Annotated in this window: 11 protein-coding genes and 1 CRISPR repeat array; all 11 genes read right to left on the reverse strand. The window is 31.8% G+C overall.

The annotated features are described in order from the left end of the window. Nucleotides 1-40: 40 nt before the first annotated feature. On the reverse strand, nucleotides 41-616 hold the full coding sequence (gene clpP / locus K324_RS0109900) for an ATP-dependent Clp endopeptidase proteolytic subunit ClpP (RefSeq protein WP_026748975.1): 576 nt from the start codon (nucleotides 614-616) through the stop codon (nucleotides 41-43). A gap of 310 nt (nucleotides 617-926) precedes the next feature. Beyond that, nucleotides 927-2,213 carry a trigger factor gene (gene tig / locus K324_RS0109905; protein WP_026748976.1) on the reverse strand — a complete coding sequence of 429 codons (1,287 nt, stop codon included), beginning with the start codon at nucleotides 2,211-2,213 and terminating at the stop codon, nucleotides 927-929. Between the two features lie 57 nt (nucleotides 2,214-2,270). Next, entirely contained in the window at nucleotides 2,271-3,968 is a 1,698-nt protein-coding gene (recJ, locus tag K324_RS0109910) for a single-stranded-DNA-specific exonuclease RecJ (protein WP_026748977.1), read from the reverse strand. A 93-nt stretch (nucleotides 3,969-4,061) separates the two neighbouring features. After that, nucleotides 4,062-4,430 carry a 30S ribosome-binding factor RbfA gene (gene rbfA, locus K324_RS0109915; protein WP_026748978.1) on the reverse strand — a complete coding sequence of 123 codons (369 nt, stop codon included), beginning with the start codon at nucleotides 4,428-4,430 and terminating at the stop codon, nucleotides 4,062-4,064. Between the two features lie 22 nt (nucleotides 4,431-4,452). Further along, a complete protein-coding gene (gene infB, locus K324_RS0109920; RefSeq protein WP_026748979.1) occupies nucleotides 4,453-7,347 on the reverse strand; it encodes a translation initiation factor IF-2 in 2,895 nt (964 codons plus the stop codon). Next, nucleotides 7,344-7,913, reverse strand: coding sequence for a DUF448 domain-containing protein (locus tag K324_RS0109925; RefSeq protein WP_026748980.1), 570 nt, complete (start codon nucleotides 7,911-7,913; stop codon nucleotides 7,344-7,346). Before K324_RS0109925 ends, infB begins: the two co-directional genes overlap by 4 nt. A 73-nt stretch (nucleotides 7,914-7,986) precedes the next feature. Then, complete coding sequence (gene nusA / locus K324_RS0109930; RefSeq protein WP_026748981.1) at nucleotides 7,987-9,180, reverse strand: transcription termination factor NusA; 1,194 nt, start codon at nucleotides 9,178-9,180, stop codon at nucleotides 7,987-7,989. Beyond that, nucleotides 9,180-9,668, reverse strand: coding sequence for a ribosome maturation factor RimP (locus tag K324_RS0109935; RefSeq protein WP_026748982.1), 489 nt, complete (start codon nucleotides 9,666-9,668; stop codon nucleotides 9,180-9,182). The genes nusA and K324_RS0109935 overlap by 1 nt, the downstream gene beginning before the upstream one ends. Before the next feature lie 153 nt (nucleotides 9,669-9,821). Further along, a CRISPR array of direct repeats spans nucleotides 9,822-10,229; the repeat unit is 38 nt; unit sequence GTTTCAATCCTTGTTTTAATGGATAACTTACTTTAACA. A 340-nt stretch (nucleotides 10,230-10,569) separates the two neighbouring features. Beyond that, entirely contained in the window at nucleotides 10,570-10,734 is a 165-nt protein-coding gene (locus K324_RS16120) for a hypothetical protein (protein WP_026748983.1), read from the reverse strand. A gap of 44 nt (nucleotides 10,735-10,778) precedes the next feature. Then, nucleotides 10,779-11,672, reverse strand: coding sequence for a homoserine kinase (gene thrB, locus K324_RS0109950; protein WP_026748984.1), 894 nt, complete (start codon nucleotides 11,670-11,672; stop codon nucleotides 10,779-10,781). A 90-nt stretch (nucleotides 11,673-11,762) separates the two neighbouring features. Beyond that, a complete protein-coding gene (locus tag K324_RS14835) occupies nucleotides 11,763-14,060 on the reverse strand; it encodes a spherulation-specific family 4 protein (protein ID WP_051354447.1) in 2,298 nt (765 codons plus the stop codon). Nucleotides 14,061-14,123 lie beyond the last annotated feature (63 nt).

Raw genomic sequence — 14,123 nt, forward strand, 5'->3', positions numbered from 1 at the left:
TTTTAATTTAAGAACTGTTTTTAAAGTTACCAAATAAGTTTTACAATATCTTATCTATTAATCCATAATTTACAGCTTCTTCTGGTGACATAAAGTTGTCTCTTTCAGTATCTGCATAGATTTCTTCTACTGATTTTCCAGTTGCTTCTGATAAAATTTCGCTTATAATTTCTTTCATTCGTTCGATTTCTTTTGCTTGAATCTGAATATCCGTTGCTTGCCCTCTTGCTCCACCTAGTGGCTGGTGAATCATTATTCTTGAGTTTGGCAATGAATATCTTTTTCCTTTTACTCCAGCTGACAATAATACTGCTCCCATACTTGCTGCCTGTCCTACGCATACTGTAGAAACATCGCTTTTAATGTGACGCATTGTGTCATAAATCGCAAGCCCGGCGGTAATTACTCCTCCTGGACTGTTTATATACATAACTATATCTTTTTCATTATCCTGTGCATCTAAAAATAATAATTGAGCGACAATCGCATTTGCCATTCCATCCTCAACTTCTCCACTTACAAAAATTATTCTATCCTTCAAAAGTCTTGAATAAATATCATAGCTTCTCTCCCCACGTCCATCATTTTCAATAACTACTGGACTATATACTGACATATTATTTCCTCCTCTTTCTGTCAATTTTTCTTTCATTTTTTATTTTTTCTCATTATTGTAAAACTACGTAATACTAAACCCTATTTAAAAAAACAGAAATTATATTTTATGTTATTTGCTAACAAGGGCTCTTGACCCCTTGCTAAAAAAATTCATAACTAACCTGCTATTCAAATGGAAAATAGTATAAAATCATTTTAAAATTTTGCAACTTAAATATAGAGAAAAAGAATTTCGCAATAAACTATTTTATCACAAAATTCTTCTAAAATCAAAATATTCTTTTTATTTAACAATTTTTTCAAAATTACTATTTAACTTTTGCTTCATTTACTAATAAATCAATTGTTTTTTGATTTACTAATCTGTAGTTTGTTTCATCAATGAATCTTTCATAATTTCCATTTTTTCTTACATCAGCGATTAATGCATCTTTTTCAAGTCCGTACATTGCAGCCAATGTTTCTATTTCTTTTGATACTTCTTCATCAGTTGCTTTGATTGATTCAGCTTTTGCAATTTCAGCTAGTACTAATTCTGTTTTTACTGCTTTTTCAGCATTTTCTTTTGAGCTTTCTCTCATTGCTTCCATTGTTTGTCCAGTCATTTGGAAATATTGGTTAAGGTTGATTCCTTGCATTTGTAATTGTTGTGCAAATCTGTTGATTTGGTAGTCAATTTCTCTTTGAACTAATGCTTCTGGCACTTCAACTTCTGTTGCACTTACTACAGCGTCAACAACTTTGTTCTTGAATTCATTTTCAGCTCTTGCTTCTTCTCTTTTTGTAATATTTTCTCTAGTTTTAGCTGTCATATCTTCAACAGAGTCAAATCCCAATTCTTTTGCCAAATCATCATTTAATTCAGCTTCTTCTTTTCTCTTAATTGAATTTACTTTTACTTTGAATAAAGCTGGTTTTCCTTTTAGGCTTTCAGCGTGATATTCTGCAGGGAATGTAACATTTACATCAAATTCATCGCCTTTTTTGTGTCCTGCGATTTGATCTTCAAAAGTGTCAATAAAGCTGTGAGAACCTAATGTCAAGTCATACCCTTCAGCTTTTCCTCCGTCAAATGCTTTCCCATCTATAAATCCTTCAAAATTGATGTTTACAACATCATCATTTTTAGCTTCTTCATTTTCTGCAACTTCTTTTAATTTTGCAGCATTTTCTCTTAATTTTTCGATTTCTTCATTTACTTTTTCGTCAGTAATTTCCACTTTTTCCTTTTCTACTTCCACACCTTTATATTGCCCTAATTCAAATGAAGGCAATACAGGTATTGTAAATACTACTTCAACTTTGTCATCATTAAGCTCATATTTTTCAAGTTTAATATCAGCAATTGGTTTTAATTCATTTTCTGCAATCGCTTTTCTGTATTCGTCAGAAATAATATGGTTTAAGATTTCCCCTTCAATATCTTTCTTAAATTTTTTTTCAATAACTTTTGCAGGTACATGCCCTGGACGGAATCCGTCAACTTTTGCATCTTTGAAATGTACTAAAACGTGTTCCTTTAAGTGTTTTAATTCTTCTCCTTCTCTAACTGCTGATACTTCATAAGTAGATTCATTTAATTTTTTTACTGCCATTTCTTTAATTCCTCCTAAATTTTTTTATTATATATAATTTTTTTTAATTAATTCATTTTATTTAAAATCCTTTATTTTCAGTTCGATAAATAAATCCGAATGAACAGATTTAAATATCGGTGTATAAACCATTTTAAACTTTTTCTTATAAAAATTATTTGTCTTCAATTTATGTCCTAAATTATATCCAATTACCGAAATAATACGGTTATTCTTTCTGACAAATCCCTTAAAATGCCGATTATTTATCCCGAATCTCGTTAAATTCAGAAAATTAATGTCTGAATCCATAAAGTTTGGTTCCTGATTATCCAGCCCAAAAGGTGATAGCCTATTTATCTCATGTAATTTTCTTTTGTTTAAATGCTCGATATTCAGCCATGCATCTACATGTAAAGTTTTTTGCACATTTTCCCTGTTCTTTTTAGCAAGCCTTTGCCGCAAATGTTTTTCAATTTCGCCTAAATATTTTTCCGAAATAAGAAATCCTGCCGCCAAGTCATGTCCTCCAAATCGCTCCAATTTATCTGACACACTTTTTAAAATATCAAAAATGTTAATTCCTTCGATACTTCTACACGATGCCTTTCCATATCCGTTTTTTATTGAAATAAGAATTACTGGAATATTGTATTTTATTGAGATTCTTGAACATACTACACCTATTACGCCAGAATGCCATTTCCTGCTTTTCATAAAAATATATTTTGGACGTTCTAGTCGCTGTATTTTTTCTTCCAGCTCATTATAAATCTCATTTTCCAAATAACGTCTGATTTTATTAGCTCGCTTCATTTCCTCAATAATCGAGAAAAGTTTAAAGTCATCTTCCTGAATAAAGAAATTTACAACAATTTTTGAATTATCAATTCTTCCAAGTGCATTAAAAATTGGTGCAATGAAAAATCCAATATCACTGGTTGTTATATTTCTAGGATTTATCTTCAAATAGTTAATGATATACTTCAAACCTTTTATTTTGGTTTTTTTTAGGTTATTTAACCCTTTTTTTATGATAAACCTGTTTTCATCCGTCATTGGCACAACATCTGCAACTGTCCCAATCATTATAATATCCATATAATCATACAGTATTTTTTTATTTACACCATATCTTTCATAGACAGCATCAGCGAGTTTAAAGGCAACTCCTGAGCCTGACAGGGATTTATTAGGATAAGTCTCACTAGTCTTTGGATTTATTGTAAGAATGCCTAATTCTTTTTCCTGCTCCTTATCCTCCAGCACCCCAATCTGTCTATGATGATCCGTTATAATTATGTCAATGCCACTATTTTTTAACATTAATATCTCTTCACGGTTATTTATTGAAATATCAACTGTTATAAACAATTTTGCATCCCGTTTTTTCAGAAAATTCAAAAGATTTTTATTTATACCTATTCCCTCGTGAACACGATTTGGAATGTAATAATCGACATTAAGCCCCAATTTTCGAAGCATTATTACCAGATATGCCACTCCAGAAATACCGTCAACGTCATAATCTCCATAAATTACAATTTTTTCTTTATTTCTTCCAGCTTTTTTTATTCTTTCTACGACTTTTTCCATATTTTCAAACAAAAATGGATTATGTATGTCCCCCTTGTCTGAATTTAAAAATTTAGAAACTTTTTCCTTCGTATTAATTTCCCGATTTAAAAGCAATCTTGAAATTAACCTGCTTTCACCAAATTCAGAACTTTTTGATGTCAAATAATCTTCATTATAGCTTTTTAATTCCCATTTCATTACAAGATTAATCGCTTCCTTTTTTGTATAGTTGCAGGACTGCCTCAAAATTCAATTTATTTTTATAATTTTCAAAACAGCCCAGTATTTCTGTTATTCGATATTGTCGTTTTCCTTTTTTATTTCATTCAATATCGAAGCAATTTTCACACCATATTCAACGCTGTCATCCAGATGAATCCTTACTTCTGGAACAAATCTTATCGACAGCTGTGAACCAATTTTTTTTCTAAAAAAACCTTTTAATTTATTCAAATCTTCAGCGATTTTTTCCTTGTTTATATTATCTTTCAAATCCAATATCGAGAAGGTTAAATCAAGGTATCGCCCATCTTTTGTCAGCTCAACCTTGTGAATTGACACAAGATTTTTTATTTTATCATTTTTTATATCTGTCAAAAGCGTCATTCCGATAATTCTTGATATTTCCTTCTCCAGTCCTCTTTTTCTTCTGTCATTCATACAATTATCACCTATCTATCTGTTATCTTGGGATTTCTTCCATAATGTATGATTCAATGATATCCCCGGCTTTAATATCATTAAAGTCCTGAATACCAATTCCACATTCCTGTCCCGTTACAACTTCCTTAACATCATCCTTAAATCGTTTCAATGAACCTAATTCACCGTTAAAAATAATAATTCCATCACGAATCACACGAATTTTCGAGTCTTTTGTAACTTTTCCGTCAACAACGCTAGCTCCAGCGACATTCCCAACGTTTGATACCTTGAATACTTGCTTAACTTCGATTCTTCCGTAGTAAACTTCCTTGTATTCTGGATCAAGCATTCCTTTCATCGCTTTTTCAATTTCCTCAGTTGCGTGGTAGATCACGTTATAGTTTCTAATTTCCACTCCCGTTTTTTCAGCAATGATTCTGGCTGGTGTCGTTGGACGCACGTTAAATGCGATTATAATTGCATTCGATGCTTCTGCAAGTTTTACGTCCCCTTCCGTTACAGCTCCTGCACTTCCCTGAATTACATTAATCACAACTTTTTCAGTATTAAGTTTTTCAAGCGATTCCCTAAGCGCCTCAACAGAACCTCTTGAATCGGCCCTTATGATGCATTTCAATTCTTTTAATTCCTGCTCTTCCAGCTCTTGAGATAAACTTTCCAGTGAAATATGTTTTTTCTTGTTCTGCTCATTTACTTTTCTTTCCCTGATAAAGTCCTCAACAATTTTCTTAGCCTGTTTATCGCTTTCTACGCCGTACAAAATATCCCCTGCATTCGGCACGACATTAAATCCTATAATTTCAACTGGCTGTGAAACGATAGCCTTGCTTATCTTTTTACCTCTGTCATCAAGCATTGAACGGACTCTCCCATGAGATTCCCCTGCTACAAACACATCTCCTATTTTAAGCGTTCCTTCCTGCACAAGCACATCAGCAACTGCTCCCATTTTCGGATCCAGTCTTGATTCCACAACAACCGCTTTTGGACGTTTGTTTGGATTAGCCTTCAATTCTTGAAGTTCCGCTGTAATTAATATTGTTTCAAGAAGCTCTTCCAGATTAATTTTCTGTTTTGCAGAAATTTCAACAAATTCAGTAGTTCCTCCCCATTCAGGTGACATCAGACCATATTCAGTCAATTCAGTTCTAACTTTCATAGGATCCGCACCTGGCTTGTCAATTTTGTTAATTGCAACAATTATTGGCACACCAGCCTCTTTAGCATGCGAAATTGCTTCCACAGTCTGAGGTTTTACCCCGTCATCAGCTGCTACAATCAGAATCGAAATATCAGTAATATTCGCACCTCTTGCCCTCATTTCAGTAAACGCCTCATGCCCTGGAGTATCAATAAATGTAATTCTCTGTCCTTTCCAGTTTACTTGGTAAGCCCCGATTTTTTGTGTAATTCCTCCAGCTTCGTCGCTCATTACGTTTGTATGTCTAAGCGCATCCAGCAATGAAGTTTTACCATGATCGACGTGTCCCATTATCGTAATAACTGGTGCTCTAGTTACAAGTTCATCGGCTGTGTCTTCCTGTTCAAGCTGATATTTTTCACCATAACTGATTTCCTCTATTACTTCCTTTTCTACGATTACTTCATATTCAAGTGCTACTTCCTCGGCTTCCTCGAATGATAAAATAGCGTTTGCAGTAAGCAGTTTTCCTTCCATAAAGAATTTTTTGATTATATCAGAAACATTGATTCCCAGTTTTTCGGCCAAGTCCTTAATAACAATTTCTTCTCCAATTGTTATCATTCCTATGCTCTCTCCTTCAATTCTGACAATTTCATCCTTGACAACTTTTTCCTGTTTCTTATTTTTCTTTTTCTTTTTGTCATCTTTTCTAAAGTCAGAACGAAGTTCTTTTTCCTGCTGTTCCCTATCTCTTCTGTTTTTCTCGTATTTTTTCTTATCGAATTTTCCTTTTCCCTTTCCACCTGCTTTTCCTTTTTCAGCCACTGTCGCTGCTGGAATTTCAGATGATGTTTCCTTTTTGGCATTAGAAAAGTTTCGACTGTCTTTTCTAAAGTCATCTCTGTCCTTATTAAATCCACCTCTATCAGAAAATCCTCTATTATCCTGTCTATCTCTAAAATTTCTTCCGCCACTTTGGTTATCTCTGTCTCGATTTTGAAAACCTCTGTTATCACGACTATCTCTTGCCTGATTGTTTCCATCTTTATTAAAGTTTCGATTATCTCTTCTAAAGTTATCTCTTCCTTCTTTTCTAAAGCCTTCTTTTCTGTCTTCCCTATTTCGATTATCTCTATTTTGAAAATTTCTTCCACCGTTTTCTCTGTTATCTTTACTATCTCGGCTATCTCTATTTTGAAAACTTTGCTTTTCCCTATTTAATTCATTCGCTTTATTATTTTGGCTACTCAAATTAACTTTCATCTCCATTTTCTTATTATTTTCTTTTTTATCAAATCTATTTGGTTTTTCAAATTTTTGATTTTTATTATTATCTAAATTTTTTGTATTATTCAGATTACTCTTATTAATATTACTGTTATCTGATTTTTTTTCTACATTTAGTTTAATATCTTTTTCCAATGGCTGTTTTGGTTTTTCATAATTTTTATTAATGTTTTTATGCTCACTAATTTTACTGTGTTCAGCATTATTGTTTTTTTGACTGTCTGAATGGCTACTTACCATTTTTACAATATTTTCTTTTGTACTTTCTGTTGTTTTATTTTCACTTTTATTCAGATTTTCTGTTTTACCGTTATTTTGATTATTTTGGACTCCCTTTTGAAGTTTTTTCCTTATAAGGCTTACTTCTTCATCACTTAGTACATTCATATGATGTTTTTTATCTATCCCAAATTTTCTGATTTCCTCCATAAACTTAGTTGCCGTAAAACCATTTTCCTTTGCTAATTCATGCACTTTCATCCATTCATCACCTCCACTTTGCTTAATATTCCTTTTATTACTTTTTTATTAAAAATACCTATAACATTCACATCTCTTGAAAAAAGCCTTATTAATTCTTCCTTCTTTTTAATGAATATAATTTCAAAATTAAAATTTTTCTTCAATTTTTCAAATTCATCAATATATTTTGCCTTTATATCCGCTGGAATAATCACAAGTTTTATCTTTTCACGCTTTATTCCCTCAAAAACTTCATCTATTCCAAAAACAAAATATTCAGAATTTTTCATTGGCTTTAAAATATTAATTATATTTTTTTTTTGTTTTTTTACCTCTTCCAGCATTTGCACAAGCTGTTCCATTTCAATATTATATTTCTTATGTTTTGAAAGCCTCTCAATACATTCATTCATTTTACAGACATAAAATCCTCTTGCCTGCATCTTCATTTCCTTATCAAAAACATATTTCCCGTCTTGTTCGGCTATCCTTAAAAAATCCGATTTTTCACCTTTTTTTCTACAACAAATGCACATTCTCTCAGGTTTGTTAATTTCTCTTTTTTCTTTTCCCAATGTATCCAAACTCTCTAATCATCTCCTTGTTTGATACTTTTTTAATACTTATCATTTATAATTTTTTTTGTAAAATTAAATTTTATTCTTCTTCATGAAGCCCAGCAAATGCACTTTCCTCAACTTCATAATCATCATTTGAATCAGAAGTTTCTCCAACATTTTCAATTTCATCTTCAAACGAATCGTTAAAAGCTGTATTTTCTTCATATTTTTCAATTTCAGCAGCTTCTGTATGAATATCAATTTTCACACCGCACAATCTTGCCGCAAGCCTCGAATTTTGCCCTTTCTTACCGATTGCAAGTGATAATTGATTTTCTGCTACAAGCACTCTTGCAACTTTCATATTTTCTTCACCTTCCTCGATGATTTCCACCGACAGAACTTCCGCAGGATTCAAGGCATTTTTTACAAATTCCGTTATATCCTCATTCCAGAGCACAACATCAATTTTTTCCCCGCAAAGTTCATCAATGATATTTTGGATTCTCATACCATTACGCCCAATGCACGCCCCTTTTACATCCAGATTTTTGTCATTTGAGTAAACAGCCACTTTAGAACGGCTTCCTGCTTCCCTTGCAATATTTCTGATTTCAATTATTTCCTCATAAATTTCAGGTACTTCCAGTTCAAGCAGTCCTCGAAGCAGTTCCTCAGATTTTCTTGAAACAAAAGTCTTTGTAAATTTTGTAGACTCTTCCACAGCACCGATATAAATTTTAATTCTATCCCCTTGTCTGAATATGTCTACTGGCGATAATTCCTTTGCCGGCACAATTGCTTCAAGTCCGTTTATATCCACATACAGATTCCCTTTTTCATCAGTCTTTCTAACATTTGCAGAAACAATTGAATTTTCAATTTCCTTAAATTTGTTAAAAATATTTCTTTTTTCACATTCCCTAACCTTTTGCACAACAATCTGCTTTGCATTCTGAATCGCATTTCTCTTAAAACTTTCTGCATTAATTTCCAAATCCAGAATATCTCCCAGCTTAGCACGTTTTTTCACAGAAATTGCATCTTCCAGGCTAATTTCCTCATCAGGATTTTCCACATTTTCCACAATCAGCCTTTGTGAATAAACCTTTACATCTCCGCTGTTTCTATTAATCGTTACCTTTACATTGTCCTTTTCACCATAATTTTTTTTATACGCCGCAAGCAATGCAGTTTCTATTGTTTCCAGCAATTCTTCCTTTAAAATTCCCTTTTCTTTTTCAAGTTCATCAAGTGCTTCCAAAAATATTTTTTGATCTCGCCCTTTCATCATTCCTCCTCACTATTTAATATGCCATTTGGCAATTCATATATTAAATTTGCCTTTTTTAATTTAGAAAGTGGTATTTCCACTATTTTTGCCAATTTATCGTCTAAAAGAAAAATTGTATTATCTTCAAATTTTTCCAATTTTCCTAAAAATCTCTTCGCCCCTTCAATATTACTTTTAGTTTGAACATTAATCCTCTCTCCCAAAAATCTCACAAAATCCTTAGGCTTTCTCAATCTACGCTCAATCCCTGGTGTCGAAACCTCCAGAAAAAACTTCTCCTGAATCATCTCATCCGCAATCCCATCAATCTCACGGCTAAAATCAATACAATCATCAAGTGTCGTAGTTCCATCCATTTTCTCCACATACACCCTCAAATAATTATATCCCCCATCCCTCACATATTCCAAATCTGCCAATTCCAGATTCATTTCCTTTAAATACGGTTCGATTTTCTTCTCAAACTCATCTAAAATCTGTTCCATAAAATTACACCTCATATCTAAAACTAAAGAGTGGGATAACCCACTCTCTACCTAAAATTATTTTCTATATGTATAATAGCACATTTTCGTTTTTTTTTCAACCCCCTAATTTTATTCTCAAACAAAAAAACAACCTTATACAAAAGTTGTTATTTTCTAAACCTTATTTTAATGGATAACTTACTTTAACTTCATCTAACGAAATTATATTAGTAAACTCTTCAATGTTTCAATCCTTGTTTTAATGGATAACTTACTTTAACAAGTCTAATGCTAATGATGATTATTTTGAATATACAGGTTTCAATCCTTGTTTTAATGGATAACTTACTTTAACACATTATAAGTATTATGATATAGAAATTATTTACGAAGTTTCAATCCTTGTTTTAATGGATAACTTACTTTAACATAAATATAGGAGGTAACTATGAAAAAGATTATAGAAGTTTCAATCCTTGTTTTAATGGATAACTTACTTTAACGTCTCCTTTATACGCTTTGCAACCGCTTTCCGTTCTTGGTTTCAATCCTTGTTTTAATGGATAACTTACTTTAACCCGTACTTTTGAGAAAATCCTTTATTAATCGGTATTACAGAAATTTTTTCAGACATTAAAATCACATTTTTTTGCTTAATTTTTATCATTTTTTGCTGTTTTTTTGACATTTTCCGTAACTCCTAACGTGCATTTTTATTGGCTTTGAATGGATTTTTCTCTGCTTTTTTAATTTTTAGTAGTGGTAGGAATTTTTACCACGAACTTATTGTACCACATTTTTTTGATTTTTCAAAATTTTTTTAAAAAATTATTATCAAAATTTATTCTCCTAAATAAAAAGATACCAAAAAACAAATTTTGTAATTCAGTATCCTTCTTCAAATCTGCTTTCAATAATTTTATTTCATAGATGAAAATATCTTATTCAAGGCTTCTTCAGCCTTTTTTGAAAGATTACTTTTTGGAAATTCTTTTACTGTATAAGTACATCTTTCAGCAAAGCCTTTTTGTGACATTCCTTTATTTATTTTTGCTAATTCGCCTTTTTTTACAATTATAGCCATAATAATTTCTCCATTTGCACTAAATATTTAACTTTTGTATAAAATCAATAAACCTCCGCACCCTTCAAATTAATCTTCTTTTTCTCAATAGTCCAGTTATCCGACAATTCTGCAAGTTCTTTTTTCATATTTTCCAAAAACTCCTCATTATCATAATTTAATGAAATCAATGTAGGCCCTGCACCGCTTATATATTCTCCCAAAGCACCATGTTTTTTAGAGGCTTCAAAGATTTTTTTTGAATCGTTTATTAATGCGAATCTGTAAGGCTGGTGAATTTTGTCGCCTAAAAGGAAACGTAAATTGTCGTATTCTCCTTTGTTAAAGGCGTTTACTAGTAATCCCAGTTTTGAGATGTTGTTTATTGCGTCAGAAACCAAGTACATTTTTGGCAGAACGCTTCTTGCTTTTTCTGTTGATAATTTAAAATCTGGAATCATTACGTAGAAACATAAGTCATCAGAGTTTATTAATGAACTGTATACAAGGTTTTCCTTATCATGTGCAGTAAGCACCATTCCACCAAAGATTGCGGGTACCACATTATCAGGATGTCCTTCCATTTCCACAGCAAGTTTTGCAACTTCGTTAATATCCAGCACATCTCCAGCAAATTTGTTTGCAATCAGAATCCCAGCAACGATTGCCGATGAGCTGCTTCCAAGCCCACGTGAAATTGGAATATCATTTTTCACAATATTTACCTTATAGCTCGGAATATTTTTTACCAAATGCTTTTCCGTATATTTTATCGCTTCAAAAATTAAATTTTCTTCAATCGGAATCGAAAACGGCTCCCCATTTTCCAAAAATTCAATTTTATCACTTTCCTCCACTTCAAGTTCCAAAAAATAATCCAATGCAACTCCCAAACAGTCATACCCCACACCAATATTAGCCGATGTTCCCGGTACTTTTACTTTAAATTTTAAACCCATTTTATTTTTAAAATTGAGAAAAATCTAACTTTCCCAATTTATCTCCTTTCGTTTTTTACTCTTTCCTTCTGATATTTATTTTTTTTGCTCCTAAAAACTTGCTTCTAATTCTAATTTTATTGAGCTATTTTTTGAATCTGCCAGTCCATATCCAAGACTTGCTTTTACATAATCATTTATTCTATAATTTGTCCCCAGTTCAGCATTAAATACACCTCTTGAATAGGACAAAGGTGCGATTTTATAATTTCCATATTTTCTTTCGCCGTGATATGAGCCTTTTTTACCTCTAAGTTCGTATTCAGCCTTTCCGAATATATTAAATTGTCCAATTGTTTTTTCAGCATACACTCCAAATAACCATTCTAAACCACTTTTTTTCGATTCCGAAATATCCAGTTTATCCATTCTGCCTTCAGAAACTCTTATTGCTGCCAAACCTATGTATGGTTTTACAAATCCATTATCTATAGAAAATTTATATCCTAATTTCGTAGTATAATCCAAAATTCGTGATTTGTATTTTACGTTATTCATCAGTCCAGCACCTGTTTCTGTTTTAAATTTATGGCTGTTGCCAGAATATGTTAATACATTTGTTAAGTCAATGTTTTCATTGAACTCATATTTTCCACTTAATATAAACTGATGTGACTTTATTTTTTCATCTATTCCCTCAAAATTTCCTTTATAATTTACTTTTGAATCCTGATAGCCCATACCTCCACCAACTGTAAACTTACCAAAATTTTTCATAAGTGAAATTAATATTCCTCTGCTGTCTGAATCGTATTCCACACTGCTTTTCTTATCTTTGTAGTCTGTACTAAAGTTACCAATGAATGTAAAATCAACGTCTGTCTTGCCTTCTTCTGTATTCTGTAGATTTTGAAAAATAGACGATTTAACATTTTTTACTAAATCAAGATTAACTTTTGATCTTGGTGCTTCTAATGGCACTTGTGTTGAAGAAGCTGAAGGCGAAATAACTCTAGTCATCAGTTTATTAGAATTTTGTGAAAGTACAGGAACAACTAAAGGAGTATTTATGTTATCAACTAATGATGAAAAATTGGTTGGCAAATTATTATAGTTTGTATCATTTACAATATATAGCCATCCAACATTTCTTTCTCTTGACAATCTTATAATTTCATCATATTGTGCTGGAGTTGCCCCATAAATAATGTGCATAATACGATTTGCATTCGCAGGATTATTTTCAAAGGCTGAAGTTGGTGCATGATAATTATTTAAATATGTATTAGCACTGACTTCCTTTGTTACAAATATATCTGAATACGGTACAATTGAATCAGTTATGCTTTTCCCGGGATTTCCGACAACCATTAAATTAGGATATTTGGATTTTATGCTTTTATATACATTTTCCATATATCTTGCATTTGCATCTGTCCCACTTGCCACTTCATCCAGAAAAACTCCCGAAAAATTGCTTATTCCATATAAACTTCCATATTTATCAATATCTGCCATAATATCTGCTGTACTTCTTGATTGATAACCTGTCGCCACATAAGCTATATTTTTTATTCCCGAATTAATGTTTGACGAAATTTGCCGAACATAATTTGAATCAACTGACGTTCCTGGCCCGCTTGCTGGATTTACCACAACATAAGGTATTTTTGAACCACCCATATTTGTCACTTGCTGCCAATAAGGATCATTTAAGTGAGGATATTTGTACATCGGTATCAATATTTGCTGATTTATTACCCTGGTTGTCTGTGTCGATGGTGTTAATTGTGTTGATGAAGTTCCTATACCTGAACTTGAATTTGAAGGTGCCAAAGAAGCGTTTCCTGTACTTTTCAAGTTATTACTGCTATCAGCTCCATTTTTTGAATTTCGTTTCGATAACAGCATATCAAATTTTGTATTGAATGAAAATCTGATATTATCCTCCTTTGTTGCAGCTCTTACCTTAATTTTATCCAATTTTTCATTATTTGCTACAGTTTTATTCAAATTCTGGCTTATCAAAATATTTTCTGCATTTTCAAAATTTGACTTTTTATCAATTTTTTCATCAGTTCCTGTATTTGCCATATAATTTACTGTATATCCAGACGGCTTTAAAGTTTCAGTTGATTCTGCATTCAATAAACTTGCAATACCTGTCATTAACGATGTTACAATTATTCTTTTGTCTGAAACAATTTTTTTATTCACAATATTTCCAAACTTTTTATTAAATCTGTTTTTACTCTCTTTTTTAATTTCCAGTTTATATTTTGCACTGCTGTAATTTGTCTTCTTTCCAGCCTTTTTAATTTTTTTTGTAAAAGTTTCCTCTTTTACAACTCTATTTATACACCTGTTACTAATTTCTAAAAAATCATATGAAATTTCTTTTTTATTCATCTATACCCTTTCTTCAAAGTTGCTATTATTTATTTGCTACGAGTATATCTTTACTCACACCCT

It is taken from the genome of Leptotrichia trevisanii DSM 22070, assembly GCF_000482505.1.
In the GTDB taxonomy this organism is placed as follows: Bacteria; Fusobacteriota; Fusobacteriia; order Fusobacteriales; family Leptotrichiaceae; genus Leptotrichia; species Leptotrichia trevisanii.

What these genes read in the sequence shown, in the direction of transcription:
- clpP (WP_026748975.1), bottom strand. Translation starts at nt 616, where the DNA reads ATGTCAGTATATAGTCCAGTAGTTATTGAAAATGATGGACGTGGGGAG.
- tig (WP_026748976.1), bottom strand. Translation starts at nt 2,213, where the DNA reads ATGGCAGTAAAAAAATTAAATGAATCTACTTATGAAGTATCAGCAGTT.
- recJ (WP_026748977.1), bottom strand. Translation starts at nt 3,968, where the DNA reads ATGAAATGGGAATTAAAAAGCTATAATGAAGATTATTTGACATCAAAA.
- rbfA (WP_026748978.1), bottom strand. Translation starts at nt 4,430, where the DNA reads ATGAATGACAGAAGAAAAAGAGGACTGGAGAAGGAAATATCAAGAATT.
- infB (WP_026748979.1), bottom strand. Translation starts at nt 7,347, where the DNA reads ATGAAAGTGCATGAATTAGCAAAGGAAAATGGTTTTACGGCAACTAAG.
- nusA (WP_026748981.1), bottom strand. Translation starts at nt 9,180, where the DNA reads ATGAAAGGGCGAGATCAAAAAATATTTTTGGAAGCACTTGATGAACTT.
- K324_RS0109935 (WP_026748982.1), bottom strand. Translation starts at nt 9,668, where the DNA reads ATGGAACAGATTTTAGATGAGTTTGAGAAGAAAATCGAACCGTATTTA.
- K324_RS16120 (WP_026748983.1), bottom strand. Translation starts at nt 10,734, where the DNA reads ATGGCTATAATTGTAAAAAAAGGCGAATTAGCAAAAATAAATAAAGGA.
- thrB (WP_026748984.1), bottom strand. Translation starts at nt 11,672, where the DNA reads ATGGGTTTAAAATTTAAAGTAAAAGTACCGGGAACATCGGCTAATATT.
- K324_RS14835 (WP_051354447.1), bottom strand. Translation starts at nt 14,060, where the DNA reads ATGAATAAAAAAGAAATTTCATATGATTTTTTAGAAATTAGTAACAGG.